The sequence below is a fragment of the Terriglobus sp. ADX1 genome, from assembly GCF_036877645.1.
In the GTDB taxonomy this organism is placed as follows: Bacteria; Acidobacteriota; Terriglobia; order Terriglobales; family Acidobacteriaceae; genus Terriglobus.
On record NZ_JAEDXV010000019.1, the window covers coordinates 56,741 to 81,811 of the forward strand.

Genomic DNA, 25,071 nt, shown 5'->3' on the forward strand with positions numbered 1-25,071 from the left:
TCTTAACGTTTCGCGATGGTTTTGAAAGGACGCAGTCGCGGTGACTCGAAGGTCAGATCCGTATGTCCCGACGCAGGATGGAGCACCTTAGAAGGCCGGCCTTCCGTTCGCATACGAAACTCTGCCTCTTCCCATGAAGGCAGCGAATCACCATCCTGCTGCCAGTGCGTTACAGAAGCCTGATCACACCAGTGCAGCAGTTTTGGCATAGCTGCTTTATGGGCTCCCGAGGTCATGTATGCCCGCATGCTTTCAGCGCTGTCCCACATGGTCATCGTCCAGAACGTGAATTTGCGATCTGGCAGCAATGAACCTTTATGGAAGCCTGATGCGCTGCGCACCTGTGACTCTGACCGCAATGCATACACCATGAAGGCAGGCAGGAAACGCAGAGAACGGAGACGGAGACGTGTCAGGCTGATATGCATGCGATCACTGTGGACGAGGTATCGGTTGCTGGATTGACACCGGCTTACCGAAGTTCGGCGTACCGTCTGCATTCCACGTGAAGGGCTGGATGCGCGGTGAGCGGTGATTGCCGCAGCCCTGCCCTGGCTCTGGATTCGCGTGATAGACGATCCAGTTCTGACCGTTGGGCGCGGTAAAGAATCCGTTGTGACCGGGGCTATATGCGTGGGCCGATGCATCTGTCGTGAAGAACGGATGATTGATCTTGGTCCAGCTCCTGGCATCAAGCAGATTTGCGTTTGCCTTGGCCTCCAGTTCACCCAGGGAGTAGAAGTCAGTCCAGCAACCGTTGGCAGAGAAGGTGACGAAGACCTTATCGCCATGCGGCAGGAACTCAGGCCCTTCATTGACGCTGACGTGGCGCCCCGGCAGATCACCGTGCAACTCCCATTCGTATGTGGGCTTGCCGATGAGTGTGCGTGGACTGTCGATAGTCCATGGGTTACTCATATGCGCGATGAAGATGTCCTGTTCGCCATCGTGATCACCCTGCCAGCCTGACCAGATGATGTAATGTTGGCCGCGATGCTCGAAGACAGAAGCGTCAATGGCCCACTTGTCCGTGCTGTCAGCAACCTTGCCTTTCAGCGTCCACGTACCCTGAGTTGGATCGTCTGACAGATTCTCGACGACGTAGATGCGATGATCTTCATTCTTACCCGCGTCCGCAGCAAAGTAGATGTACCACTTGTTGCCCCAGCGATGTAATTCGGGTGCCCACAACTCTTTCGACCATGCGTGGCCTGGCTCAGGAGTCCACACCACGACCGGAGTGGTTTTATCCAAAGAAGCCATGTCTGTGGTTTTGCGAATCTGCAGATCCTTGCCCGTAGTGTTCATGTAAAAGTACGAGCCCTTATAGCGAACCACCCACGGATCAGGGCCGTGATCGAGCACGGGATTCGTAAAGGTGGACTGCGCCGTAGCAGTGGCCGCGAAAAGAAGCGTGGCAAGAAGGGATCGAATACGCATTGCGGTTGATTGTAGACCGACAAAGATGGATTGCCTTACGCAAACAAGCGCAGGCGTAGGCAGGACCGCATTCATGCAGCGATCCTGCTCCTTTCGGAAGGAAACGCAAGCAGTGACGACTAGTGCGACGTGTACTTCAAGCCGAGGATCGAACCAATCAGCATCGTAAGAAAGAGCAGACGCGGCGCTGTTGCCGGTTCGTCAAAGAGTGCAATGCCGAGGATAGCGGCACCTACTGCGCCGATGCCCACCCATACAGCGTATGCCGTACCGATAGGAAGCGTCTGCGCTGCGCGAGCCAGCAGATACATGCTGCCTGCAAGTGCGATGAGAGTGAAAATGCTGGGAAACAGGCGTGTGAAACCATGCGTGTATTTCAGGCCTACGGCCCATGTGGTTTCAAGAAGACCCGCGACAAAGATAAGAACCCAGGGGTTCGACATAAAGAGACGCTCCGCTGCGTCGTCTTGTCCTTACCGGGTACGGCGCGTCTCGTCCGGATCGAAAATCGATAGGTTAGATTTTGCGTTTCCTCTACTAAGATATCATTCTGATTCTTCCTCTATGACATAGAAAAGGCCCGCAAATGCGGGCCTTTTCGCTTCTTGAAAGATGCTTTAATCACGACGATTGAGCACTGGGCGGTTGTCATTGCTGTTACCGCTGTCCTGCGTGCTGGCTGGATCGTTATTGCTGGCAGAGGTGCGGCGCAGCGTGGGCTTGTTGCCGTCCTTGCCACCATCAACCTTGCGCTTGTTCTGGATGCGAGCCAGACGCGCTTTGATGTCGTCAAACTCCGACGACGTCACCAGATAATCCGGACGCGCCGGAAGGATCGTTGCAATCTCCTGCTCGGAGCGGTCGATACGATCCGGAGTCTGCGGATGGTCGGAGAAGGCACGCGCCAGCACACCCGGCTTGCGCTTCTCTAGCGCGTCCAGCTTTTCAAACATGGTGATGAGGCCCTGCGGATCGTAGCCCGAGCGGTAAGCGTACTGAATGCCGAGGTAGTCAGCTTCCGCCTCGAAATTACGTGAGAACTTCAGGAAGCCAAGCGGAATGGCAAGCTGCGATGCTTCGTAGATGCCATATGCTGTGTAACCACCCATGAAGATGAGCGGCACAGTGGAAAGCTGCATGTATTCCAGACGAGTCATCTGTCGCGCAGCATGATGCGCGCATACATGTGCGATCTCGTGCGCCATCACGCCGGCGAGTTCGCTCTCATTGTCCGCGGCAAGGATGAGACCGCTGTTCACGTAGAAGAAACCACCCGGCAGAGCCATGGCGTTGATCTCATCGGAGTCGATGACCTTGATCGTGAACGGCACCTTCGCGTCAGAGTTCTTCACGATGTTTTGACCGACGCGGTTCACGTACTCAACGATGACGGGATCCGTAATGAGGTGTGAGGAACGCTCAATCTCCACGGCATAGGATTTGCCGTTGCGGACTTCCCAGTCCGTTGAAAACCAGTTGCCCAGGCCACGGCCGCCGATGTCACGCGTGCCGGTAGCGTTGACGTCTTCTTCCGACCCCTTCTTAATGTCCTTCTTCAGTTCGTCGCCGGGTTCGGGAATGGGCTGATTGTTATTCTTCGCGGCTTCCGCGCGCGCCTTATCCATGTCTTCTTTGGTCGCAGTCACCGGGCCATCGCCGGTGGGACCGCCGTTGGTAGGCGACTTCGACTGCGGCGTATTGCCGGGGTTCGAGGACGTGGTGGAAGTGGGCGTCTGCTGTCCGGAGGTTTGCGCAACCACGGGCACGGCTGGAACCGCGGCAAGAGTGGTGAGGAGAACCAGATTCTTCAGTTTCATTGGAGGAAGCTCCCGGGCGCACAAAGCCCTATGTTGTTAGACGCAGTTTACGCCGGGAAGTTACGGTGTGTCCCGGCGCCGGGAACGCCAAGCAGCGCAGCTATCGAAGTCTGTTCTGCCCTGCGTATACTGCCCTCCATGCTTCGTTCCGTCGTTTTCGCAGCATCACTGCTGGCCGCGACTGCACTTTCCGCGCAGTCACCTGCCGCGCCCGCCACCCTACGCTCCATCCTGCTGGAGCAATTGCGATCGTCACATAACAAAGCAGAATGGTTTACTCCGGTAAATACCGCCGTAGCGGGAATTTCTCCCGAACAGGCCAGTTGGATCCCCAGAAATGCCGCCGGCAAGATCGACCCGGAAAACAACCATTCCGTGGGAATGCTGGCCGCCCATCTGGTCTTCTGGAATGAGCGGAATCTACAGCAGCTTCGTGGCGAAAAACCAGCGCAGTTCAGTGGCAATAACGATGAAACGTTCAATAAATTCGACGCCAAGAGCTGGGCGGACATCGTCTCCCGACTGGACAAGGTTATGACTGGATTTGAGGAGTGGACGGAGCATGCCTCCGATGCGGAACTGGCCAAGGCTGCCAGCACGCTGGCGCACGTTGGAACACATAATGCCTACCATACAGGCCAGATTTTGTACGTGCGCAAGCTGCAGGGTTCCTGGAATCCGGCAAACGGAGTCAAGTAAGACTCTAGCGCAGAAACGCGCGTTACCAGTAAGCTGACACATACACCTTTACAAGACATATAAGGACCATCTGTCGAATGACCAAAGTAAAACTTGCAGCAATGATGTTCCTGGAGTTTTTCATCTGGGGTGGATGGTACGTAACCGTCAGCACTTGGGTGAGCCAGACGCTGCACTTCTCCGGCGTGCAAACCGGGTGGATTGTAGGTAGCACCGCCATTGGCGCACTCGTCTCGCCGTTCCTTGCAGGCTGGGTTGCGGATAACCTGATGCCTGCGCAATACATGCTGGCCCTGCTGCACCTCGTCGGCGCCGTGCTGCTGTACCTGGCATCGAACCAGACACATTATGGTCCGCTATATGGCATCATCCTGACCTACGCGATTCTCTTCATGCCCACGCTTGGGCTGGCAAATACGGTCGCCTTCCGCCATATCAACAACCCCAAGACGGAGTTCGCACCCATCCGCGTGCTGGGCACCTTTGGCTGGATCTGCGCTGGCCTGCTGATCAGCTACTTCCACGCCGACGCTACCTCTCTGCCGCTGAAGATTTCCGCGATTGCCTCCGTGATCATGGCCTTCTACGCGCTTACGCTGCCCTCCACGCCGCCGCAGGCCACGGAACCCTTCTCCGTGGGCAACCTGTTCCCGGTGGAAGTCCGTCGCATGTTCCGCGATAAGAGCTTTCTGATCTTCGCTATTGCATCGTTCCTCATCTGCATTCCGCTGCAGTTCTACTATGCCTTCACCAATCCCTTCCTGAACCAGTTGCAGGTACACAATGCGGCGGGCATCATGACAGGTGGCCAAATGAGCGAACTTGGCTGCATGCTTCTGATTCCATGGTTCTTCCGCCGCCTGGGTGTGAAGTGGATGCTGGTCAGTGGCATGCTGGCATGGGTACTTCGTTACACGGCCTTCGCATATGGCAACCCCGGATCAGGCGTGTGGATGCTGTGGCTTGGAATTCTGCTGCATGGCATCTGCTATGACTTCTTCTTCGTCACGGGCCAGATTTACACCGACCGCAAGGCTCCGCTGGCCTACCGTAGTGCTGCGCAGGGTCTGATCACGCTGATCACCTACGGCGTGGGGATGCTGGTGGGCGCATGGCTCAGCGGCGTGGTGGTGGACAAGTATGCAACTACGCTGCCCGACGGCTCCACCGCGCACAACTGGCGTGCTATCTGGATCGTGGCGGCGGGGCTGTCGCTGGTGGTTCTGGTACTGTTCACCGCCGTCTTCAAGGACAACGAGGACGACGCGGACTCTACCCTGAGCACCACGCCACTGGTGGTGGAGGGCTCGGCTGTAGCAGAAGGCACGATCTAGACAGTCAACAACGTAGAAAGGGGATGCGAGTTTTTCGCATCCCCTTTTCTTTTGCATTTCGCGCAGCCAGAATCCCTACGTCCACCAAGGCTCTACCTGCGGCTCTGTCAGCAGAACGCGAGTGAGCATGTTGATGGCGGAGCTTAAGCCTTCATGGATGCTTGCAAGTGCATCCTCGTGCTCGATGGAGAGCACGTAGTCGTATCCTGCAAGGCGCAGAGCGGAAGCGATGGTTTTCCATTCGAGTTCACCGTGTCCCCAACCAACAGACCGGAAGAGCCACGAACGCTGCGCCATATCGCGATAGCTCTTCGTGTCCAGCACACCGTTCTTTGCGCGATTATTCGGAGAGATGAAAACATCCTTTGCATGAAAGTGGAAGATGGCCTCGCCAAGGTCCGCAATGGCCGTGGGAATATCAATGCCCTGCCACCAGAAATGGCTTGGATCAAAGTTCACACCAATGCTCTTACCCGCAGCTTCACGCAGACGCAATGCCGTCTCCGGGCTGTACACCACGAAGCCCGGATGCGCTTCGAGCGCGACTCGGATGCCATGATCTGCGGCGAAAGCGGCTGCTTCTTTCCAGTAAGGAATGACGCGCTCATTCCACTGCCAATCGAGCGCATCCGAGTATTCCGGTGGCCAGGGTGTCGTGATCCAGTTCGGAATTTTGTCATCTGGGCCCGCACCAGGACAGCCGCTGAAAGTATTCACCACGGGAACCTCCAGCAGTTGCGCAAGCTGGATAGTTTTGCGAAATACCTTATCTTCACGCGATGCGACTGCAGGATCAGGGTGAATGGAATTGCCATGGCAGGAGAGCGCGCTGATGATCCTACCGGTATCCTCTACGCGACGACGGAAATCCTTCGCGCGCTGCGGTGAGGCAAGCAGATCGTCAAGGCCAACATGGCGATCGCTGGTAAAGTTTCCCGTTCCAAATTCCAATGTTGTGAGCTGTGGATACTTCTTCAACTCTTCCAAAAGTTGATCAAAGTTCAATTGCCCAAAGACTGCGGTGAGAAGACCTAATTTCATTGCGCTAATCCTTTAAACGAAATCAATCGTGAGGATGGAAGGCTGTAACAACGTTGGCTGCAAGCATGCGGCCCGCAGCGGCACCATTGCCTTTTTCCAAAGCTTCGATTACTTGCCAATGAATGGCCTGCGCTTCCAGCAAATCGACATGCGCTTTGCCAAGACGTGTAGCAATGCGGACTTCATACGCTAACGCCTCCCAGCTTCGCAACAACGCACGGTTGTTTGCAGCAGCGACGATCATGCGATGGAACTGCACATCATGATGGCCATAAGCGCTCTGATTCTTATGCCGCGCGGCTGTTTCCACCGCGTTCGCCTGTTTGCGCAATGCTGCAACATTGCCTTTGAAATGCTTCGCAGCAGAAACTGCGGCGAGCCGCTCCAGCACGGCACGCACATCATAGGCGTCCTCGATTTGCTTGGGGGTGATCTCGCGAACGCGTGTTCCCTTGTACGGTTCCGTAATGATGAGATCCATCGCTTCCAATTCGCGCAGTGCTTCACGCACGGGCCCCTGGCTGGTCTTCATCTCGTCGGCAATATGGAGTTCGACGATGCGCTGGCCGGGTGCCATGCGGCCATCCATGATGCGACTTAGTAACTCGTGCTTGACGCGGTCCGCCATGGACTGGCGCTGTGTGCCATCTGACATGGCATCCATTATGTGTGATTTATAGGACACATGGGAACTGCAATGGACAAAAGACCTGTACTACAGGTCACGCTAACGGGATATGGCGAGGCAGCTCTTCCTGCGCACGCGCGTAATCCTCTGGTATACCAATGTCGATGAAGTACCCGCTGGCGAGAAATGCACTGGGATGCAGGTCATGAAGATGCTGCATCAGCACTTGCTCTTCAAAAGAAAACCGTTCCGGCAGGTGGAGAGTTTCCAGTAGATTTCTCTGCATGAGATAGACACCTGCATTGATATATCCGGGGCCGGTGCGACCCTTCTCTGAAAACCCCAGCACGTGCGTTCCATCCACCTGGACTGCACCATAACGTGCTGTGTCCGGAACCGGCATCAGCGCAAGGCTGAGTGCGATTGCCTCAGCAATATGTTGTTGCTGCATTGCTGCGTAATCAACAGTGGCGAAGGTATCACCGTTAAGAACGAAGACAGACTCACTTTGTGCCATGCGCATAGCAGCGCGAATTGCTCCGCCGGTGCCGAGCGGTTCCTTCTCTTCGCAAAAAACGATCTCAAGCGGGCCATCCCAATGCGCGAAACCATTGCGAATCTCTGCGGCAAGGTGGCCGATGGAGAGGATGACACGTGTGAATCCCTGCTGCTGCAGCGATTGCAGAAGATAGCGAAGAAACGGATGTCCCGCGATGGGCGCCATTGGTTTCGGAAGATTCGGAACGACACCAGCAAGGCGTGTCCCCTTCCCTCCCGCAAGAATGATGGCTTCCATCAGGCGTTACTCCGTTCTGTTAGCGTGTGCGCCATGCTGTAGCGCCTTCAACCATGAAGCTGCATGCCATGGTGCGGCCCGCTTCGGTTGCGTTCAATGCAGCCTCCACACGCAAACGACGCGCAGGATCGACGAGGAACATCATGAAACCGCCACCACCTGCACCGGAAACCTTGCCGCAGTAAGCACCTTCGCGTAGCGCCGTGTCATAGAGTGCGTCAATCGTCGCGTTGGAGATGCTGGATGCGAGACGCTTCTTCTGCCGCCACGCCTCTTTCATGATGTCGCCCATAACGTGGACTTCACCGCGAAGCAATGCGGCCTTCATCCGGAAGGCTTCCTGTTTGGTGCGATGCATAGCGTCCATGGCATCTTCGTTCTTGTCACGGACGTTCTTCGATTCTTCCTCGATGATTGCCGCGGAAGAACGCGATTTACCGGTGTAGAAGAGGATAAGCGATGCTTCCAGTTCCGAAATAATATCCTGACGCACACGCAGTGGATTGACCAACACCTGCGTTGTGTCATGGAACTCCATGAAGTTGAATCCGCCGAAGGCCGCTGCGTACTGGTCCTGCCGTCCGCCATGCAGACCAATATCGATACGCTCAATCGCGAAGGCAAGTTGTGCAAGGTCGTATTCGCCCAGCGCAAGGCTCCACGCTTCATCAAATGCGCGCAGCATAGAGACCACCATCGTGGATGACGATCCAAGACCGCTACCCGCGGGCGCATCGCAATGCGTGATGAGTGTAAGCGGTTCACGCTTGCCATTGCGATAGTCGCCGATCATGCGGTTGTAAACACCGCGGTGTAGCGAGAGTTTGTTGTCCTCCGGGATAGGAGCATCCAGAGGAAACTCTTCTACGATGTCGAGGTCCTGCGCAATAAAACGGATGCATTCGTCTGTGTTTGTTTGCAACGTCGTATGCGCGAAGAGGCTGATGGTGGCGTTGAGTACAGCGCCACCAAAGAGATCGCAGTAAGGGGAAACGTCTGTGCCGCCACCGGCAAGTCCGAGACGAAGCGGGGCACGCGCGCGATAGAGGGGCATGGCGTTCGATGATCCCTTTCGAAAAGATCAGCGCACGAAATGAGCGTGCGGCTTATGCGTTAGTGGGGCGCGAAAACCGTTCGCACAGGAAGAGCCAGATGAAGACCGTGTTCGTATAAACGTAACGCCACAGCAAGCGGCGCGGCTCCATAATGGCACGGAAGAGCCACTCCATACCAATCGCCTGCATCCATGCGGGAGCGCGGCGAACCATGCCACTGATCATCTCAAAGCTGCCGCCGACTGCCATCGCAACAGGCACATTCATTGGGCGAATGTGCTGGTCCATGAAGTACTCCTGCTTTGGGGCGCCGAAGGCAACAAAGAGAATATCCGGGGCGAAGTTGCGAATGGCCTGACGCACCGTTTCCAAACCTTCTTCTGTGCGCTCAAAGCCGAACGGCGGACAGTGCACATCGACAATCAGGTTCGGACATGTCTTTGCAAGAAGCGCCTTCGTCTTTTCACCCGCACCAGGACGACCACCAAGCAGCATCACACGCTGCGAGTAAGCATTGGCGCATTGGCAAATGCGTGTGACCAGTTCCACTCCCTGTACTCGATGTGCGTCTGAATCACGCAGAGCCCGTGTAGCAAGAAAGACAGAGATACCATCGAGAACGACTTCTTCCGCACGGCGGATCACATCCGCAAATCGCGGCTGCTGATGAGCAAGTACGAAGACTTGTCCATTAACCGCAATGACAAGATGTGTGGGTCCTTTTGTCTCTGCATGCTGCACAACACGCATCGCAACTTCATCGATGGTGCCTGGCTGATACGGCAGATTCCTTACTGACAATGGTGTTTCTGCCGGCATGTAGAGGGCTTAGGCCTTTAGTGGTAGATAGGCGAAGTATAGCATCGGGACCACGTATTCTCCCGCGATTTTCAATAGGAAACAGCACTTCAGAGACACTGCATTCCCAAAGTGGTATCGCAGTCAGACGTTGCTGACATCGGTTATATCTGCATCGACTGGCGCATCTTCAGGAGTGGCCGGACTGAAACGTTGCCGAAGCTGTAAACGCCCATCCTGAAGGAAATTCCATAGGGGCATAAGACCCAAGTCACGCTTCGCGGCAAAGCTAACGCCAATAGCGTTCACCAACATGGCAAGCGCTGTTCCTGCCGCAGCTCCCGCATCCGTGAAATGCGGCGTGAGCGCACCTAATCCAAGCAGAAGAACAGCGATGGAAACAACATTCATCTTCAGCAGAGTGCGAGCATGGCCGGTCATACCAAGCAGTTCTGGAACACCCGTGCAGAGGATAAGTGAAAGCTGTCCGAGAAGAAGAATGCGCATGGCCGGTGCCGCAGGTGCGTACCCCGCTCCAAAGCGAGTAAGAAAGAATGCTGGATTGATTGCGAGAAGCAGCGTGGGGAACACCGAAAGAGCAACCGTTACGCCCACAGTCTGCTGTGCAACACGACGCAGCGTTGCACGATCTCCACGCGCAGATGCAGCAGCAAATTGCGGTGAGGCAACAGCGGCCATCGCGGAAACCAACAGGTTCAACAGAAGCACGATGCGCCAGACCACAGCGTAGCGAGCAACCTCTGTCGTGGAGGCAGCGATGCCAAGAACAAAAGGCGGTGCAGACGAAATCGCAAGCTGCAGAAGCTCTGCGCTGAACAACTGCACACCAAGACGCGAGAGTGAAGGCACATCGAGAGTTGTATGTTCCGCATGGCGCACCGGCAACACACGCAGCATGAGCACCACACCAAACACCGCATTCAACAACATCGCGGCCACAATCAGCAGCAGTGTGCGATTGACATCCAGGTGCAACACGAGTGCACCGGCGCAGAAGAGTGCCGGCCAAAGCCATTGATAGATCATCTGGCTGGTAGCCACGCGGCCCAGACCGGCCAGCACGCCAGCCGCGGCGTTAGCAATGTTCTGCGGAAAGATGGAGATTGCACCAATCGCCAACGGAATCGCCATTGCCGGCTTATGCAGGATGTACAGCGCAATCGGCTTTGAAAGCAGTACGAGCGCTGCCGTAATCACTGCGGAGTTCAGCAGCGTAAGGCGCATACCGCGCCATGCGATGCGGCGTGCGGTGCTGGGAAGATCGCGCCCTAGAGCAGCAGCGACTTCGCGAGTCATGGCGCGATCCACACCAAGCCGCCCTAGTCCCGAGGCCATGGTCATGACGCTGAAGACAATGTAGAACGCACCTACATCCTCAATGCCAAGACGCAGCGCGATGAGCAGATGAAGGCCGTAACGCGTGGGCAAATCAAGCAAGCGCGTGCTTGCCGTGGCCAGCGTACGGGTAAGGGCACCAACGCGTGACGCCGAGGGGTTGGAAGGTTCGCGAGTATTAGCCGCCATGTCCATGCACAACGAACAGAGTAATGCTTTGCGGGGGAAGTACGGATGAAATTACGCCGTTGCTGTACCCGGTTGGCAACGAAGTCGACAATTTGCCCAACGACAGTGTGTGCGTCTCCACTGTGCCAGAGGCTGACACGCCATGCAACGCTACACGGACACTTGCAGCTTCGTGGAGCTGCTTGTTGATGACCATAACCGTAACGGCATGGTCTGCATTACGTTCTGCTGCAAATGCGCTGACGTTATCCGTATCCGGTGCGGATGCCGAGATGCTGACGTCGCCAAAGCTGCCGCCACGCCCGTCATAATTGCGATACATCTGCATTGCGAGGAAGGTTGGAGAACCATCCGGTGGTGCAATCCAGCGGGTGGCGAGCGAAAGATTCTCGCGGCCAAAGATGCCCAAAACGTCCGCCTGCGCGGTGGCACCATTCATGTGTTCGTCTGCGCCCCAGCTGTACTCGGTAATGGCAATGGGCGTACCGCGGAAGTAATCACGATCCACCATCGCGCGCAACGAGGGAATCAGCGCTGTATTCACTGGAACCCACGGCACATCGTGATAGTTCGGATCCCACAAGCCGCGTGTGGAGCGATTGCGAAGAAGCTGCATGGATTCGCTCACGTCATCGCTGTACTGGTTGCTCTGTGGATAGTAATGGACACTAACGATATCCACAGGATGGCCTGCAGACTTCCATTTACGGAGTAACCACGGCAACAAATCCATACCGCCGGTTTCGCGAACACGATCAGTAGCTGCACTTCCCTTTGTCGACTGAAGCTGATTATCGAAACCACTGTTGAGTGTTCCGATAGGTGACCATTCTTCTGGCCCGACGATCTTTGCAGCGGGATCAGCCTTGCGAATCGCAGCTGCCAAAGCCAACGTTTTCGCGAGCAACTCCGAGGCATGTACGCCTTCCGGGTGCACGTCGCTCCGACTCTCATGCCAGAGAGAGGGCTCGTTGCCAAGCAGGTAATAACGCGTTTCACCAGGGTGACGATTCTTCATCAACGAACGCACCCATACGGCTTCGCGGGCGGGGGTGTCTGGCTGCATCGCATCGTTGGGATCGTTATGGATAACGCTGCCGTCGAGACGAATGCCGTTACCAGCTTCCGTCATGCCTTGTGTGTCCGTGGCTTTCTGCAATCCGTACTTCGCAATGGAGTAGCTGGATAGGCGCGTGTGATTCGGACCGAGTTTCGCTACCCATCCCATCATGGGGATGGTGATCATGCTGTCTGCACCGGCACGTTGTGTCAGTGCAATGAAGTCTTCCCCATATTGCGCGAGGATGTCTGCTTTATTGGATGGATAGCTTTCGAAGAACCAGTTGTTGCCTGCGTTACGGGCTCCGGATTGGTAGTCGTAAACCCCGGCTGCTGCGCCTCCAAGTCGATTCACAGGAGCTCGCAGAAGCTGAAGCTGCTTCGTTGTGCCGAAATTCACACCATAGATAAGTGGACTGATGGGATGACGATTACGACTGGCGTCCACTGTAATGTTCGTCACGCGTGGTGCGCTCTGTTGTCCATAACAAGCGGCGCAAAGAGCCGCACAGAGAACGAGTGACAGAATCTTCATGAATAGCGAAACCTTGGATCATTCGCGCCGTAGCGCGCGCTTTCATGCACCAGAATGGCGAGGATCATGGCAAATTCACCAGGCGCCATGGTGAGCGGATAGCCGGTAGAGATTAGTAGGGAATAGATCAGATAATCCTGTAACGATCCGAGAAACGCTCCCTGACGCGAGGCGCGAACATGACGCGATTCCCATAAGCCGCGTACAGGAATCATCAGCAAAAGCACCGCGCCGATGAGGCCATACTCAAACACGATGCCGAGCCAGGTGATATCCGCAAGAAAGAACGAGTGGTTGAAGTAGCGAATGAGGCCCGTAGTATCTAAAGGCGTGATTGTGCCGACACCGATCGCCCATCGCAATGGATTGTTCCCCAAAAAGGCAATGGCTCTTTCAATCGTTCCGTTACGAAGATCAAATCCGGCTTGTGTGCCTGTGTTGAACGTAGATGCTACGTAAGGAACGGATAGCAACGCAGCACCGGCAAAGGGTAGTAGGGCAAGGACGACGATCCGCGTCTTAGGTTTGGAGAAACGCAGCATATTGATTGCAAACACGAGCGACAAGCCAAGCACGGCGGCTCGCATGCGGATGAGTCCAATAACTGAAACAAAGCCAACAATTGTGGCCAGAAGCCACTTCACGTTCTTCTCTGCGAAGTAGCGACGGAAACAATAGAAGATGCCGATTGTGCCGAAAAGATATGGCATTCGGATGCGATTGCCACGGCTATCGTGGCTGAACATGGGTGCATCGCCCGCTTTATGCAGGACTTCATAAACAGACTGCGGCACTAAGATCCACAGCAGAACGAGCACAGCAAATAGCAACAGTCCCCAGTAAAGAAAGCCCTTCGCAATCTCGCTGGAGGTGGGCTTCAGCAACCGCAATAAGCCGGTGAAAGAAAAGAAATACAGGATGGGCAGCAACTTTACCTGCGCGGTGAGTCCGAGGAAGAAGTCCTGCTGGAAAGAGAAGATCGCCGTGAAACTCGGGACAAGGAACAGGTACAGCAGCGAGAGCAGCATCTGTCGCGAGCCGCGCGGTGCCGGGCCGTCCTTCATGGCGAAGAAGCACAGCGGTAGCGTGATGATTGGGAACGCCTTTGATAGCGCCCACATGGGTGGCAGAACCTTCAGGTAATGGAAGACTTCGCCGAAGAGCGGAAGCACTGCGAACAGCAACAAGAACTGCGGCCATCGGATGGGCAGTTCGTCCGGCGAATCGATGGTAACAACAGGTGCGCGGAACGTCTTCTGCGTACGCCGGAGGACGAACGCAGGCACCCGTTGCTGCTGGATCACTTGGCCACCGTGGTCACAGGATAGTTACCGTAGCTGTAGCTGAAATTGCGGCTGAAGGGGATCGTTTTATTGATGTATTCGTCGATCCACATGTCCACTTCCGTGATCTTGCTGCGGGGGACGAACACCACATCGCGCGGTTCCAGCGTGGCGATGACACCGTTGGGGCGGCCCTTGGTGTAGTCCCTTATGCTGACGTAGAAGACGTTCGCATGATTGTCCGAAGTACGGCGGATGATGGCGACCTGAGCAGTGCGAGCCATATCGGTCATGCCACCGGCAGCGATGATGGCCTGCAGAACGTCCATTCCCGACGCAAGCTGAATGGCACCAGGCGACTTCACCTGACCACCTACGTAGACGGTGGTTCCATAACGCATGATGGTGATGTCCGGCACGGCTTTGGCAGCTATGCCAGCGTCACGCAGCGCATTGGTAATGATGGCAGCAGCTTGTGTGGACGTGTCACCCGCCAGCAGGACATTGCCCAGCAGAGGAATGGGAACACGGCCATCGGGACCAACAGGGCCGACGTGGTTCAGCTCTGCATTATTGGGGAAATTGATGGAAAGCTCATCGCCAGGAGCAAGACGGTACTCCTCCAGCGTGTAGTGCGCCGGAGGCGCTGGGGCAGGCTGTGCCGGTGTCTGACTGGAAGCGATGAGTGATCCCCACACAGAGAGCGTTGCAGCAACCAGAAGAATCGCCAAACGGAAGAGGATGCGCGTGTTTTTCCGTGGATAAACCGGGACCATATCCGCCCTCCGCACCTCTCATTCCGAGAGATATCGAATGTTATTATTGCCTAAATAATGGTGCAGAGTCACGAGAGAAGCACAGGTTGAGTATGTCAACTGAGATGCTGCATGTACCTATCTGCTTTTCTGGTGAAAACGAAGCGGTTTTGAGTGACGACAATTCTTAACCCTACTCCTTCGGTCAACGTCCCGCCTCCCACTCCGGGGCTGCGTTCCCCATCTCTGCGCGATCTACTGAATGTAGCGTTTTACTATCGCCGCCTGGCATTTCTGCTGGCGTTCATACTTCTGTTGATCGGCGTTCTGGTGGCACTATTGTTGCCCCCGTCTTACATGGCACGTGCGCGCCTTCTGGCACTGAACGGCGGTGTGTACGATCTACAAACCGGAGGCGTCCAGAATGCGCGCTCGCTGAATGCTCCTCCAGCAGCGGACGTTGAACAGCAGTTGTTGGAAAGCGCCGAACTGCATCGCGACGTGGTACGTCGTGAGATGGGCGCTGGCGCCTCTTCCGAAGATATCGATAAGCGACTGACCGAGTTTGAACGCCATCTGAAGGTTTCCAAGCTGGAAACCGGCGACGTGATTGAAGTCACCTATCGCGACCGGGATCCACAACATGCCGCCGCTGCATTGAAGACGCTCCTGGCTGTGTACTTTGAGGAGCGCTCGGAGATTCTCACGTCAGGTCGTGTGGCTTTTCTAACGCAACAGCGCGACAACATCCGAGCGCAACTCGATACCGCGAACGGACAGATTGAAGCCTATGAAAAGCAGCATGGCGTAGTGGATGTGAAGGGTCAGATTGATTCCGCCGTGCAGTTGGATGGCCAGTTGCGCCAACGTTTGGCAGAGGCCGAGACAGCAGTCGCTGATGCGCGCCGCACTGTGGATGTGCTGCAGAACAACGCATCCCATGTACCGCAGGAAGTAGAACTGTTCCGCGACAGCACAGAAGCGGCGCACACCATCGGCACGATGGAATCGGACCTGTTCAAGCTTCAAGCCAAGCGCGCAGACCTGATGTCGCGCTACCTGCCTACATCCCCTTTTGTCACGCAGGTGGAAGCGCAGATTGCGCAGTTAGAGACCTCCATCGAACAACAGAAGAAGCAGGTTTCTGTTGCGACGCGCGTGGGCTACAACAACTTCAAAGATCAGGTAAACGGTCAGCTATCGCAGGCACAGGCATCTCTCGCCGGAGCGCAGGGCCGCTACAACGTATTGCAAACGCAGGTCGCCGAATCGCAGGGCAAGTTGAAAGACCTGATCAGCGTGAACGATACGCTGGCGCGCCTCACGTCGCAGCGTGATCTGCTGGCAGAGACAGCCAAGAATTATGCCGAGCAGGTAGAAAAAGCACGCGTCGAACAGAACCAGACGATGACCTCTGGCACGACGAACGTGCGCATGATCGAAACGCCCACCGTGCCGCGCAAACGCACCAATTCGCGCATGCTATTCATCGCTGCTGCGGTCGTTGCTTCCTTTCTAATCACAATCGTGGTGGTCATCATAGCGTCGAGCATGCGCGAGACGTTCCTTTCGCCAAATGAAGCAGAACGCAGCCTGCATCTGCCAGTGCTCTCCGATATTGCGCGACGCGGTGCACCGGAACAGACAGCCCGACGTGCATTTGGCCGCCTGATCGCCGCTGCCGATTCTGTTCCCACCGGCGGTCAGGGCAAGACAATCCTGTTGCTGACCGGGCAGAACGAGGGCGGCATGGGCATGGTGGCGCGCGGCCTGGTGGAGGCACTGGAGCCACGATCGCCAGGGCGCGTAGCGCTGGTACACATGGAAGAAGAGGGCGATACACCGGCAGAGGGTTCGTTGCTGGCGCTGCGTCCGTTGACGAAGGATGCTGTGATCACCGTCGGCATGACCATGACACGGTCGCGGTTGATCAATCTCTTCCATGAACTACGCTCCACCTACGACTACGTCGTAGTGACGGCCCCACCTGCTTACCAATGGTTTGAAAGCGTGGAACTAACCACAGTCGCCGACCTGACCGTGCTCATCCTTGCCGCAGAAAAAACACGCAAGCCTGTCGTGGAAACAATCCTGTCGCAGGCCAGCTACATTGGCGGCAACGTGGATGGCCTGGTAATGACGGGTCGCAAATATTACATCCCCGGCTGGCTGTACCGCCTCCTGCTGGGACGAGGAACAGCATGAAGCTGAGCGCCGTAATGCCGCTGAAGACCACGGGACGGCACTATGCCGATAACATTCCCCGCTGCGACATTCTCTTCTCTTCCCTGCGCCATTTCTCCACGCCGGACATCTTTGATCGCTTCCTGATCGTCGTCCCGCATGACGAAGTGGAAGCTGCAAAGAAGTATTCGCAGGCGTGGAGCGATTTTCCGATTGAGATCGTCGACGAAAGCGAACACTTTGGCGTGTTCCAGGAGTTCAATCAGCGCCACCAGATTCGCAACTGGCATCGTCAACAAATCATCAAGCTCTATGGCTCCGAGCTGATCAATACGGAGTATTTCCTCGTATTTGATCCGGACACATTTGCTACGCATCCCTTCACGCTGGATACCCTGCTACCGGGCGGCAAGGCGCTGACGCACATGCAGTCGCGCAAGATCGAAGAGACTTTCTGGAAGTCGTCCGCGGGACTGTTGCAGCAAGATCCGCATCTGGACAAGGACGGCATCTGGCTAACGCCAGTGACGCTCTCTGCCACGCTCTGCCGCAGCCTGCACAAGCGGCTGGAAGAGATGTTTGGCATTCCGTGGATGAAGGTGCTGTTGCAGCGTTACGCCATGGATTGGACCGAGTACACGCTGTACTGGCTGAACGCGGAGCAGCAGGGATTGATCGATCAATTCCATGCCTTCCCGGATCCAGGCGGTGTCGAACTGCATACCAGTCAAAGCATTTGGCGCGCAGGCACCGGCGGCGAAAACTTACAAAAGTGGGATGCGGCAAAGCATTTCTCCCCGGACGACAAAGGCATCTTCGCCGTGATCCAGAGCAACACTGGTCTGAACATTGATCAGATTACGAAGAAGCTGGAGCCGTACATGCCCATCCAGCGGCAGCCGTATGACCGGCAGTTCGATCTGAAGTTGAAGATCGCAGAAACATACTCCGCGATTGTCAGGCAGGTGATGAAGCGAGCGGGTGGCGCATTAGGCGGCCGTTGATCTAAGTTAAGTTTTTGATGGCAATAGGAAAGGGGACGGCTGGCCGTCCCCTTTCCTATTGCTACTGAAGTATTTACATCCCTGCCGGAGGCGGCGGTGGATTGTCTCCTCCGCGACGCGGACCCCCTGGTCCGCCGAAACCACGGCGTCCGAAGCCACGATCCGGGGCCGCCTGCACCGTGTATCCCTCCGGAACTTTGAACAACGCGACGGCAGGTTCCGCCTTGGTGAGGCCGCTGACCGTCATGGTGTCTGTACCGCGGAACGGATTCACATCTGAACGGCTGAGTTCCACCTTCAGATCCTGCGAGAACCATGCCTCGTGCGTGGTGACGATAGCTGCAGTGTTGCCCATGGTGTTCGCAGGGATGGTGCGAGTGATGCGTTTGCCGGTAGCTACGACACCGTCAATGGTTTTGCTACCCAGATCGGTGGTGGCAACATTCTTGTCTTCGCGGGGTCCGCGGTGCGGAGCGCTCTGTGCGTTGTCGCCAGTAGGAGGCGGACCGCCGGGGCCACGACGTCCCGGTCCGCGATCGCCGCGTGGCTCAGGGATGGCGCGCACAACGGCGATCTTCTTTTCCGTACGTAGTGTGGTGATGGTCTTCGCGACGGGGTCAAAAATAGTGATCATCGTGTGTGGCTGAGCGTCTGTACCGCGTGCCGGGAAGGTGACTTCTTCACGGGTGCGGCCCAGCGAATCGCGTGAGACGGTGCGCGTCACGGTGTGAGTGAGTGCAGTGCCGTCCTGCAGCTTTTCCGTCGCCGTGGTGGTAAAGGTCGCGGAATACGGCGCGTTTGTCACCGGCTGATGTCCGAAGCCGAATCCCATGGGACCGGGGCCTCCGGGAGCAAATGGGTGAGCACCCGGCCCGGCGGGTCCCTGAGCCAGGACCGGCAGCGCGGCCAGCAAAACCGAGGCGGAAAGCAGATGCAGTTTCATGGTTCGAACTCCTGATGTAGGACGGTCTGATAACTAAAGACGGGGATTCGTGGAGAAAGTGGCACAACACGGAAGAATATTTTTGCGCCACTTCACTGCTAATGGTTCTGTTTGTTTTCGGTGTAATCCGGCGGTGGCTGGAAGACGTTCGCTGCAGGTTCGGTCAGGTTGACCGACTCCAGCAAAGTTGTGGACGTTCCTAGGCGCGGATCGTCATTCACGTTCCGAACGGCCATCCCGCTATCAGCAGCAAAACAACTCTCTCGCGTCACGGTAATGGGCCGGTCGTTGCCGAAATAGTTTACCGGGTACACCTCAGTGATTCGCCTCGATTTACAAGAGACTCCCTGCACTGTATCGAAGCCAAGGTCTTCGCTTTTAACTTCTGGTCGGGGCAGGCTGGCCGCTCCTGACGGGGATGTGTTTCCCGTTGTAAAGCCAACCATTCCGGCTCCACTCGGTGGGGCAGAAACGGTTGGTGCAATACGAGTTCGTGGAGGCGTGGAGATTTTCGACGTCAATTGAGCTGGAGGGTACATCTCTGTTCGGGTATACGTGTGCGAGACGTAGGCTCCCTCTCCCACTGCTTCTTGATAGAAGTACGACACACCAGCGACTGGGTCAGTAATGTTTACCGTGCGTATCACCGGACGTCCCGGAAGATCGGTTTCATTTTCCAGACGCATGCGACCATAGCCGTCACGGATGGTCGTGGAATGCGTGGTGCGCAAAATGTGCGTTCCGTCCGCCAGTGTCTGTTGCGTGGTGTGAATGTACGTGTACGTACCGGGTTGGTGCTGTGCCGATGTCGCAACCACAGCAGAAGAGGTGAGCAGCGCAACCACAAACAAGCGGGACAGCATAGATACGCCTTTCCCTTGCAGTGAGGCGATTTTATGCAGAAGCCTACGCAACCGGCAACGCCAAATTTGCGTAGCTACACTGCCGCCAGCGTGCGCAGAATGCTGACGTTGCGCAGCGTATCGCCGGGCTCGTCTACCGGGGTTTCCGCGATGAAGGCGCAATGGGCAAAGTGCGGATCGCGCAGGATGCGGCGGAAAGGCTCGGGGCCGATCGTACCGTCGCCAATATGTTCGTGACGGTCAAGTTTGCTTCCCTGCGGCGCCTTCGCGTCATTGCAGTGCCACACCTTCACTCGCTTTGCGCCGAAGCTTTCGTCAATCCGTGCGACTGTCTCTTCGTAACCTTCAGCGGTCACAATGTCGTATCCCGCGACGTGCGTGTGACAGGTGTCCAGGCAGACGTCGACCGGCGCACAACGATCAAGCATGTGGAGCAGATCGGCTACCTGATCCAGTTTGCCGCCCATGCTGAACTCGCTGCCTGCGGTGTTTTCAATGAGGATACGGAGCTGTGAACTCTGGCAGTCGAGACCATCAACGGCACGTTCAATATTTTCTGCGGCATGCTGCAGGGCTTCGACGCGGGTCAGTCCCTTCCATGAGCCAGGATGAAAGACGAGGTAATCCGCACCAAGCGCGAGTGCGCGTTCCACTTCACCGCGAAACGCCGCGGTCGAATTCTTGCGCACTTCTTCACTCTGCGAACAGAGATTGATCAGATACGACGCATGAATCGTAAGCGGGGAGATATTGTGTTGTGCGCGCAGAGTGCGCATCTTTTCCGCATCAGCTGCACTGACAACGGATGGCTTCCACTGGCGCGGAGACGAAGAAAATATCTGGAAGCAATTAGCGCCACAGTCAACAGCACGCTGCACGGCAGTCCAGGTGCCACCACTGGTGGAAAGGTGAATGCCGATGCGTCGGGGAGAGTTCAAAGAAGCCACATTTTGATGGTAGCGGAGAGCGGCCTACGTGCGAGACTGTGTGTGCTTCCCAGCTTGATTGCAAAGGTGATTTTCCATGTCTGCACCGCAGAACTTCAAGAACCACGCGCGCTTTGATCCCAAGTTTCATTTCTTCACCGTGCCGCTGGCCTTGCTGTGCTTCCTTGCATCGATCCTGCATGTATGGAAACAGCAGACACCAGCCAACGTATTGCTGGTACCGGTTACCATTGTCCTTTTTATGACGGTCGGCATTGCACGCGGCTATGCGCTACAGGTGCAGGACCGGCTGATTCGGCTGGAAGAATCGCTTCGCATGGAACGGCTGGGCATATCCCATGCTGGACTAACTATCCGCCAGTTTGTGGCGCTCCGTTTTGCATCGGATGCGGAGCTGCCCGCGCTGACAGAACGCGCACGTACTGAGAAACTTTCCAGCAAACAGATCAAAGAAGCGATTGTGAACTGGCGCGCGGATTACGACCGAGTCTAGTCACTCGCCCCTAGCGCGCGCCAGTTTGTTGCGGATAGATAAGTTGGCCGGGGTCATACCCGGACTGTCGCACCAGGTTCAGGATGTGGGTATGGTCTGCGTCGGCAATGTGCGGTGTGCGTGACAGGATCCACATGTATTTGCGAGTCGGTTCGCCGACAATGGCCCAGCGATATTCCGGATCAAGCCCAATGATCCAGTAGTTGCCATAAAACGCCAGAAGAACGTTACTTTGAGCTTTGCGTTCGTTCTTGCATCCACCACTTTGGCCCGGCCTTCCGCAACATCGGGCTTGCCGTCCTGCTGGATGCAGGAATTGTGCACAATGATCTTCTGGCCGTCCTGAGAATATTCAGCGGTAACGTCACGATGGCATTTCTTCTCAAAGCGATTCGGCAGTCGTGCAATCTCATACCACTTGCCCAGATAACGATTGAGATCAACGTGATCGACGGTCTGCAATGGAACCTGAGTCATGGCAGGAGTTACTCCTAACGAGAGCAGAAGGACAAGCAGTCCCATGCATTTCACAAACTCGTTGGATGCGCCGCTGCACCAGTGCGATGGGAACATCCGATAATTTTGCTCAGATTCTCTAAAAGAGAAAAGGCACCCCTTAAAGGTGCCTTTTCTCTTGTGCTCATGCACAAGCTTAGTACACGTCGAGCTGATAACGCTTCTGCTTCTTGAGGTCGTTCAGGTATTCCTGCGCGTGTTCCGGGCTGCAGTCTTTACCGTCAGCAATGGTGTCGAGCAGGGTCTGCTCCACATCCTTGGCCATACGCGAAGCATCGCCGCAAACGTAGAAGTACGCACCGCGCTCCAGCCATGCCCACAGCTCTTTCTGGTTCTCGCGCATGCGGTCCTGCACGTAAATCTTCTTCGTCTGATCGCGCGAGAAAGCTGTATCCAGACGCGTGAGCGTGCCGTCCTTCAACATGTTTCCGAACTCATCCTTGTAGAGGAAGTCCGAGGAGGCGCGCTGTTCGCCGAAGAAGAGCCAGTTGTTGCCCTTGTGGCCATGCGCCTGACGATGCTGCAGAAAGGAACGGAACGGAGCCACACCGGTACCCGGTCCCACCATGATGACTGGGGTTTCCGTATCTTCCGGCAGACGGAAGTTCGCATTCGCATGCAGGAAGATGGGCATGGTGCTGCCCTCATCGGCGCGCTCGCCCAGATGGCCCGAGCACAAGCCCTGACGATCCCTGCTATGCGTGTGATAACGCACTACGCGCACCGTGGTGTGCACAGCATCCGGATGCTTCGCCTGCGAAGAGGCGATGGAGTACATGCGCGGTGTGAGGCGCTGCAGCACGGTGAAAAGCTGCTGCGGATCCGTGATACCGCCGGGGTGCTCGTGATGAGGTCGAGGAACTCACGGCCCCAGACATACTCTTCCGCGCGAGACTTGTTGTCCTGTCCGGCGAGCGACTTCAGGAAGTCGAGGCCAGGAACGGACTCCGGTGCAATCTTGGCGTAGCTGTTTACGCTGCCGCGCGTCAGCTTGCCGATGTGCAGCTTGGTGCGCAGCGCATTTTCCAGCGTGTCTTCTTTCTTGAAGAAGTCGAGGACCTTCTCGTCGCCCTTGAAGTTGAGCGCCTTCAGAACAGCTTCCACTTCGCTGTCGCGGTTCGTGGGCTGGATGCCTACGGCATCGCCGGGCGTGTAGGCCATGCCCTCTTCCAACGCCAGTTCAATGTGACGGGTTTCCTTCTCGGAGTCGCGGTCCGTCAACACCTGGTTGACCAGCATCTTCGATTCGTAGGGATTATTGCGGGTATACTTCTGCGTCTCAGTGCTCATCGTGGTGACTTATAGGTTATCATGCCGACCACTTCAGTCCGCGTTCACGACTGCTCACCCATGATGAAAATGAAAGAGATTGCCATCCAAATCCTGCACAGTGAATTGAAGCAAGCCCCAGGGCTTCTCTCCGAGCGGGTCGATGATATTTGCTCTAAGCTCCCTCAACTCCCGATAGCACGCTTCAATGTCTGGAGCGTATATCCAATGAGTCGCAGCCTCAAACGGCGCCTGTCTCTTACGAAAGAAGATCGTTACGTTATCGCGTGAAACTGCGCCAATTTCATCGCCCGGATAAATCCATCCAATCTCAAAGCCGAGCACATCCCGGTAATACTGTTGCGCCCGGGGCACATCCACCACAGGAAGCTCCGGCACCGGTGTTCCGAATACGCTTCGCTGCTGCGTCATGCCCCGTTCCTCCATTTCATGGAGTGCTTAAAAGAGTCGGAATACGATGCCAGTGGAAAGGGCAACAGGGTTGCCACCCGTATTTCCTGAGTATCCGTTATAGGCGACTTCCAGTGCGCGCCAGTCGATGTGAGGAAGCAGCGTGTACTCCACACCACCGTTGATCTGGTACTGAAAGTTCGTGGAACTAGAACCATTGCTGACGATACCGACGCCTACAAGCCCCTCCGCGTAAATCTTGATGGGGATAACGTGCGGCACAACGGAGGCGCGGATACCGCCCAGACCGCTGGAGAACTGCGCGCTGCCGTTCTTCAGGATGGAGCCACGGATGTCGTACCCGAGATGCACCAGCGCAAGGCTGTGTCGGTCCTGATAGATACCGAAGGTCGGTCCCCAGAAGTAGCCATCACCACTTGTCAGGTCGTTCGACTGACCGGTGGCCTGTGCATAAATCGCAGTCTGCGCATGCGCCTTGGCGCCGCAAACGATGGAAAAGATGGAAAGTGCAGCAATGGCAGCAATATGACGAAGGCGCATGAGGAGGTCCTCTCTTCTAAGAGCTTATGTATGTAGACGCTAGGAAACGTTCACATGCTCACCGCAGAATCACGCCAGTAAACCCGCCGGCTCTATAAACGTCCCGTGCGGACGTGCTCCTTCGCCATCTCACGGAAGTTGCGGAGCAGAACACGGTCACGTCGCGCAGTCCAGCAGACACAGAGCTCCACAAATGCATTTTTCGCCTTCAGTGGGACAAATGCCAAGTCGCGAAAACCGATCTGCTGCCGGTTATAGGGCAGGATCGAGACTCCCTCTCCTGACTGCACCATGAGAATGACGCTGCTCCATACCGTGGATACGCTTGCAATTTCTGGCGTGAACCCTGCAGTCATGCAAAGTTCAATGACTTTGTCATAAACGCTAGGCGACGTGCCACGGGACGAGACAACGAAGCGCTCGCCCGAGAGGTCTTTCAGATCCAGCCGTTTTGCCGATGCTCGGGGATGATTCAGCGGAAGAATCGCCACCATAGGGTCATGTTGAATGACTTCAAAGCGAATCTCACGGCGCATCTGCGGCTCTGGGACACGCGTAAAGGCGAGATCAATGCGACCGTCCTGCAGCGCCCGCCACTGCTCTGTCACGTGCATCTCCATGAGCGTCAGTTCCACGCTCGGATGGGTGTCGCGGAAATTTCGAATGAGCGCTGGAAAGCCATCCCCCACACCACCGGCGAAAAAGCCGATGCGAAGTGTACCCACCTGCCCCCGTTCGGCACGCTGCGCCTCCACAACGGCAGTGCGACTCATCTCCAGAACACGTTGCGCGTGTTCCAGAAAGATCTTCCCAGGCTCTGTCAGGGCAGTTCGTCGATGTCCGCGTTCCAGTAGGCGTACACCAACTTCATCCTCCAGATCAGCCATTTGCTCGCTAATGGCGGATTGGGAGACATGCAGGTGGGCCGCCGCGCGACTGAAGCTTTGCTGCTCTGCGACGGCCACAAGGTAACGCAGGTGTCGGAGTTCCATATCGGCATGCTATCGGTTTTTCCGATAACTGTGCACGGAAGAAACAACGTGCAATTCCGGCAGTCGGGGAATCTGATAGTACAAAGGCCGCATCTGCGGCCCG

Annotated in this window: 26 protein-coding genes, 1 pseudogene and 1 riboswitch; of the genes and pseudogenes, 5 read left to right on the top strand and 22 right to left on the bottom strand. The window is 56.1% G+C overall.

Translation table 11 applies throughout. The features are described from left to right. Nucleotides 1-2 precede the first annotated feature (2 nt). The 4 genes from JAO32_RS13440 to JAO32_RS13455 form a co-directional block, all read right to left on the bottom strand. Complete coding sequence (locus tag JAO32_RS13440; protein ID WP_334241210.1) at nucleotides 3-428, bottom strand: DUF3291 domain-containing protein; 426 nt, start codon at nucleotides 426-428, stop codon at nucleotides 3-5. A gap of 4 nt (nucleotides 429-432) precedes the next feature. Beyond that, nucleotides 433-1,440, bottom strand: a complete 1,008-nt coding sequence (locus tag JAO32_RS13445; RefSeq protein ID WP_334241212.1) for a glycoside hydrolase family 43 protein — start codon at nucleotides 1,438-1,440, stop codon at nucleotides 433-435. Nucleotides 1,441-1,559: 119 nt separating this feature from the next. Further along, complete coding sequence (gene sugE / locus JAO32_RS13450; RefSeq protein ID WP_047495948.1) at nucleotides 1,560-1,883, bottom strand: quaternary ammonium compound efflux SMR transporter SugE; 324 nt, start codon at nucleotides 1,881-1,883, stop codon at nucleotides 1,560-1,562. 13 nt (nucleotides 1,884-1,896) lie between these two features. Continuing rightward, nucleotides 1,897-1,958, bottom strand: a riboswitch (guanidine-III (ykkC-III) riboswitch). 99 nt (nucleotides 1,959-2,057) lie between these two features. Next, nucleotides 2,058-3,257, bottom strand: coding sequence for a M48 family metallopeptidase (locus JAO32_RS13455; protein ID WP_334241215.1), 1,200 nt, complete (start codon nucleotides 3,255-3,257; stop codon nucleotides 2,058-2,060). Between the two features lie 138 nt (nucleotides 3,258-3,395). Between JAO32_RS13455 and JAO32_RS13460 the strand changes: the two genes are divergently transcribed. Both JAO32_RS13460 and JAO32_RS13465 read left to right on the top strand, forming a co-directional pair. Continuing rightward, complete coding sequence (locus JAO32_RS13460; RefSeq protein ID WP_334241217.1) at nucleotides 3,396-3,956, top strand: DinB family protein; 561 nt, start codon at nucleotides 3,396-3,398, stop codon at nucleotides 3,954-3,956. Nucleotides 3,957-4,033: 77 nt separating this feature from the next. Continuing rightward, a complete protein-coding gene (locus tag JAO32_RS13465; protein WP_334241219.1) occupies nucleotides 4,034-5,290 on the top strand; it encodes a nucleoside permease in 1,257 nt (418 codons plus the stop codon). A 75-nt stretch (nucleotides 5,291-5,365) separates the two neighbouring features. On the opposite strand, the gene JAO32_RS13470 is transcribed toward JAO32_RS13465, so the two are convergent. The 9 genes from JAO32_RS13470 to JAO32_RS13510 form a co-directional block, all read right to left on the bottom strand. After that, nucleotides 5,366-6,331 carry a sugar phosphate isomerase/epimerase family protein gene (locus tag JAO32_RS13470; RefSeq protein ID WP_334241221.1) on the bottom strand — a complete coding sequence of 322 codons (966 nt, stop codon included), beginning with the start codon at nucleotides 6,329-6,331 and terminating at the stop codon, nucleotides 5,366-5,368. 22 nt (nucleotides 6,332-6,353) lie between these two features. Further along, entirely contained in the window at nucleotides 6,354-6,986 is a 633-nt protein-coding gene (locus JAO32_RS13475) for a GntR family transcriptional regulator (RefSeq protein ID WP_334241223.1), read from the bottom strand. 67 nt (nucleotides 6,987-7,053) lie between these two features. Next, nucleotides 7,054-7,755, bottom strand: coding sequence for a nucleotidyltransferase family protein (locus JAO32_RS13480; protein WP_334241226.1), 702 nt, complete (start codon nucleotides 7,753-7,755; stop codon nucleotides 7,054-7,056). A 19-nt stretch (nucleotides 7,756-7,774) separates the two neighbouring features. After that, nucleotides 7,775-8,809 carry a GHMP family kinase ATP-binding protein gene (locus JAO32_RS13485; RefSeq protein WP_334241227.1) on the bottom strand — a complete coding sequence of 345 codons (1,035 nt, stop codon included), beginning with the start codon at nucleotides 8,807-8,809 and terminating at the stop codon, nucleotides 7,775-7,777. A 52-nt stretch (nucleotides 8,810-8,861) separates the two neighbouring features. After that, the gene (locus tag JAO32_RS13490) at nucleotides 8,862-9,611 is read right to left on the bottom strand and encodes a WecB/TagA/CpsF family glycosyltransferase (RefSeq protein WP_334241229.1); all 750 of its coding nucleotides are present in this window, start codon (nucleotides 9,609-9,611) and stop codon (nucleotides 8,862-8,864) included. Between the two features lie 141 nt (nucleotides 9,612-9,752). After that, the gene (locus JAO32_RS13495) at nucleotides 9,753-11,153 is read right to left on the bottom strand and encodes a lipopolysaccharide biosynthesis protein (RefSeq protein WP_334241231.1); all 1,401 of its coding nucleotides are present in this window, start codon (nucleotides 11,151-11,153) and stop codon (nucleotides 9,753-9,755) included. Continuing rightward, entirely contained in the window at nucleotides 11,143-12,675 is a 1,533-nt protein-coding gene (locus tag JAO32_RS13500) for a glycoside hydrolase family 44 protein (protein ID WP_334241232.1), read from the bottom strand. Before JAO32_RS13500 ends, JAO32_RS13495 begins: the two co-directional genes overlap by 11 nt. Nucleotides 12,676-12,743: 68 nt before the next feature. Then, nucleotides 12,744-14,033 (bottom strand): hypothetical protein, encoded by a 1,290-nt coding sequence (locus tag JAO32_RS13505; RefSeq protein ID WP_334241234.1) that lies wholly within the window; start codon nucleotides 14,031-14,033, stop codon nucleotides 12,744-12,746. Between the two features lie 14 nt (nucleotides 14,034-14,047). Beyond that, nucleotides 14,048-14,806 carry a polysaccharide biosynthesis/export family protein gene (locus tag JAO32_RS13510; RefSeq protein WP_334241236.1) on the bottom strand — a complete coding sequence of 253 codons (759 nt, stop codon included), beginning with the start codon at nucleotides 14,804-14,806 and terminating at the stop codon, nucleotides 14,048-14,050. Between the two features lie 153 nt (nucleotides 14,807-14,959). On the opposite strand from JAO32_RS13510, the gene JAO32_RS13515 reads away from it, so the two are divergent. Together JAO32_RS13515 and JAO32_RS13520 are read left to right on the top strand one after the other, a co-directional pair. After that, nucleotides 14,960-16,990 (top strand): exopolysaccharide transport family protein, encoded by a 2,031-nt coding sequence (locus JAO32_RS13515; RefSeq protein ID WP_334241238.1) that lies wholly within the window; start codon nucleotides 14,960-14,962, stop codon nucleotides 16,988-16,990. Beyond that, a complete protein-coding gene (locus tag JAO32_RS13520; RefSeq protein WP_334241240.1) occupies nucleotides 16,987-17,973 on the top strand; it encodes a DUF6492 family protein in 987 nt (328 codons plus the stop codon). The genes JAO32_RS13515 and JAO32_RS13520 overlap by 4 nt, the downstream gene beginning before the upstream one ends. Before the next feature lie 73 nt (nucleotides 17,974-18,046). Here the strand turns inward: JAO32_RS13520 and JAO32_RS13525 are convergent, their stop codons facing one another. The 3 genes from JAO32_RS13525 to JAO32_RS13535 form a co-directional block, all read right to left on the bottom strand. Then, a complete protein-coding gene (locus JAO32_RS13525) occupies nucleotides 18,047-18,916 on the bottom strand; it encodes a hypothetical protein (protein WP_334241242.1) in 870 nt (289 codons plus the stop codon). 98 nt (nucleotides 18,917-19,014) lie between these two features. After that, a complete protein-coding gene (locus JAO32_RS13530) occupies nucleotides 19,015-19,779 on the bottom strand; it encodes a hypothetical protein (RefSeq protein WP_334241244.1) in 765 nt (254 codons plus the stop codon). Between the two features lie 74 nt (nucleotides 19,780-19,853). Beyond that, on the bottom strand, nucleotides 19,854-20,717 hold the full coding sequence (locus JAO32_RS13535; protein WP_443082598.1) for a deoxyribonuclease IV: 864 nt from the start codon (nucleotides 20,715-20,717) through the stop codon (nucleotides 19,854-19,856). Nucleotides 20,718-20,802: 85 nt separating this feature from the next. Between JAO32_RS13535 and JAO32_RS13540 the strand changes: the two genes are divergently transcribed. Then, on the top strand, nucleotides 20,803-21,219 hold the full coding sequence (locus tag JAO32_RS13540; RefSeq protein ID WP_334241247.1) for a DUF6526 family protein: 417 nt from the start codon (nucleotides 20,803-20,805) through the stop codon (nucleotides 21,217-21,219). 10 nt (nucleotides 21,220-21,229) lie between these two features. On the opposite strand, the pseudogene JAO32_RS13545 reads toward JAO32_RS13540, so the two are convergent. The 6 genes and pseudogenes from JAO32_RS13545 to JAO32_RS13570 form a co-directional block, all read right to left on the bottom strand. Continuing rightward, a pseudogene (locus tag JAO32_RS13545) lies at nucleotides 21,230-21,792 on the bottom strand (lipocalin family protein). A gap of 79 nt (nucleotides 21,793-21,871) precedes the next feature. Then, the gene (locus JAO32_RS13550; protein WP_334241249.1) at nucleotides 21,872-22,537 is read right to left on the bottom strand and encodes a hypothetical protein; all 666 of its coding nucleotides are present in this window, start codon (nucleotides 22,535-22,537) and stop codon (nucleotides 21,872-21,874) included. Next, complete coding sequence (locus JAO32_RS13555; protein ID WP_334241250.1) at nucleotides 22,450-23,025, bottom strand: hypothetical protein; 576 nt, start codon at nucleotides 23,023-23,025, stop codon at nucleotides 22,450-22,452. The genes JAO32_RS13550 and JAO32_RS13555 overlap by 88 nt, the downstream gene beginning before the upstream one ends. 54 nt (nucleotides 23,026-23,079) lie before the next feature. Beyond that, nucleotides 23,080-23,436: a VOC family protein gene (locus JAO32_RS13560; RefSeq protein ID WP_334241252.1), complete on the bottom strand. Its 357-nt coding sequence runs from the start codon at nucleotides 23,434-23,436 to the stop codon at nucleotides 23,080-23,082. Nucleotides 23,437-23,463: 27 nt separating this feature from the next. Beyond that, nucleotides 23,464-23,976, bottom strand: a complete 513-nt coding sequence (locus JAO32_RS13565; protein WP_334241254.1) for a hypothetical protein — start codon at nucleotides 23,974-23,976, stop codon at nucleotides 23,464-23,466. A 92-nt stretch (nucleotides 23,977-24,068) separates the two neighbouring features. After that, the gene (locus tag JAO32_RS13570) at nucleotides 24,069-24,968 is read right to left on the bottom strand and encodes a LysR substrate-binding domain-containing protein (protein ID WP_334241256.1); all 900 of its coding nucleotides are present in this window, start codon (nucleotides 24,966-24,968) and stop codon (nucleotides 24,069-24,071) included. Between the last annotated feature and the right edge of the window lie 103 nt (nucleotides 24,969-25,071).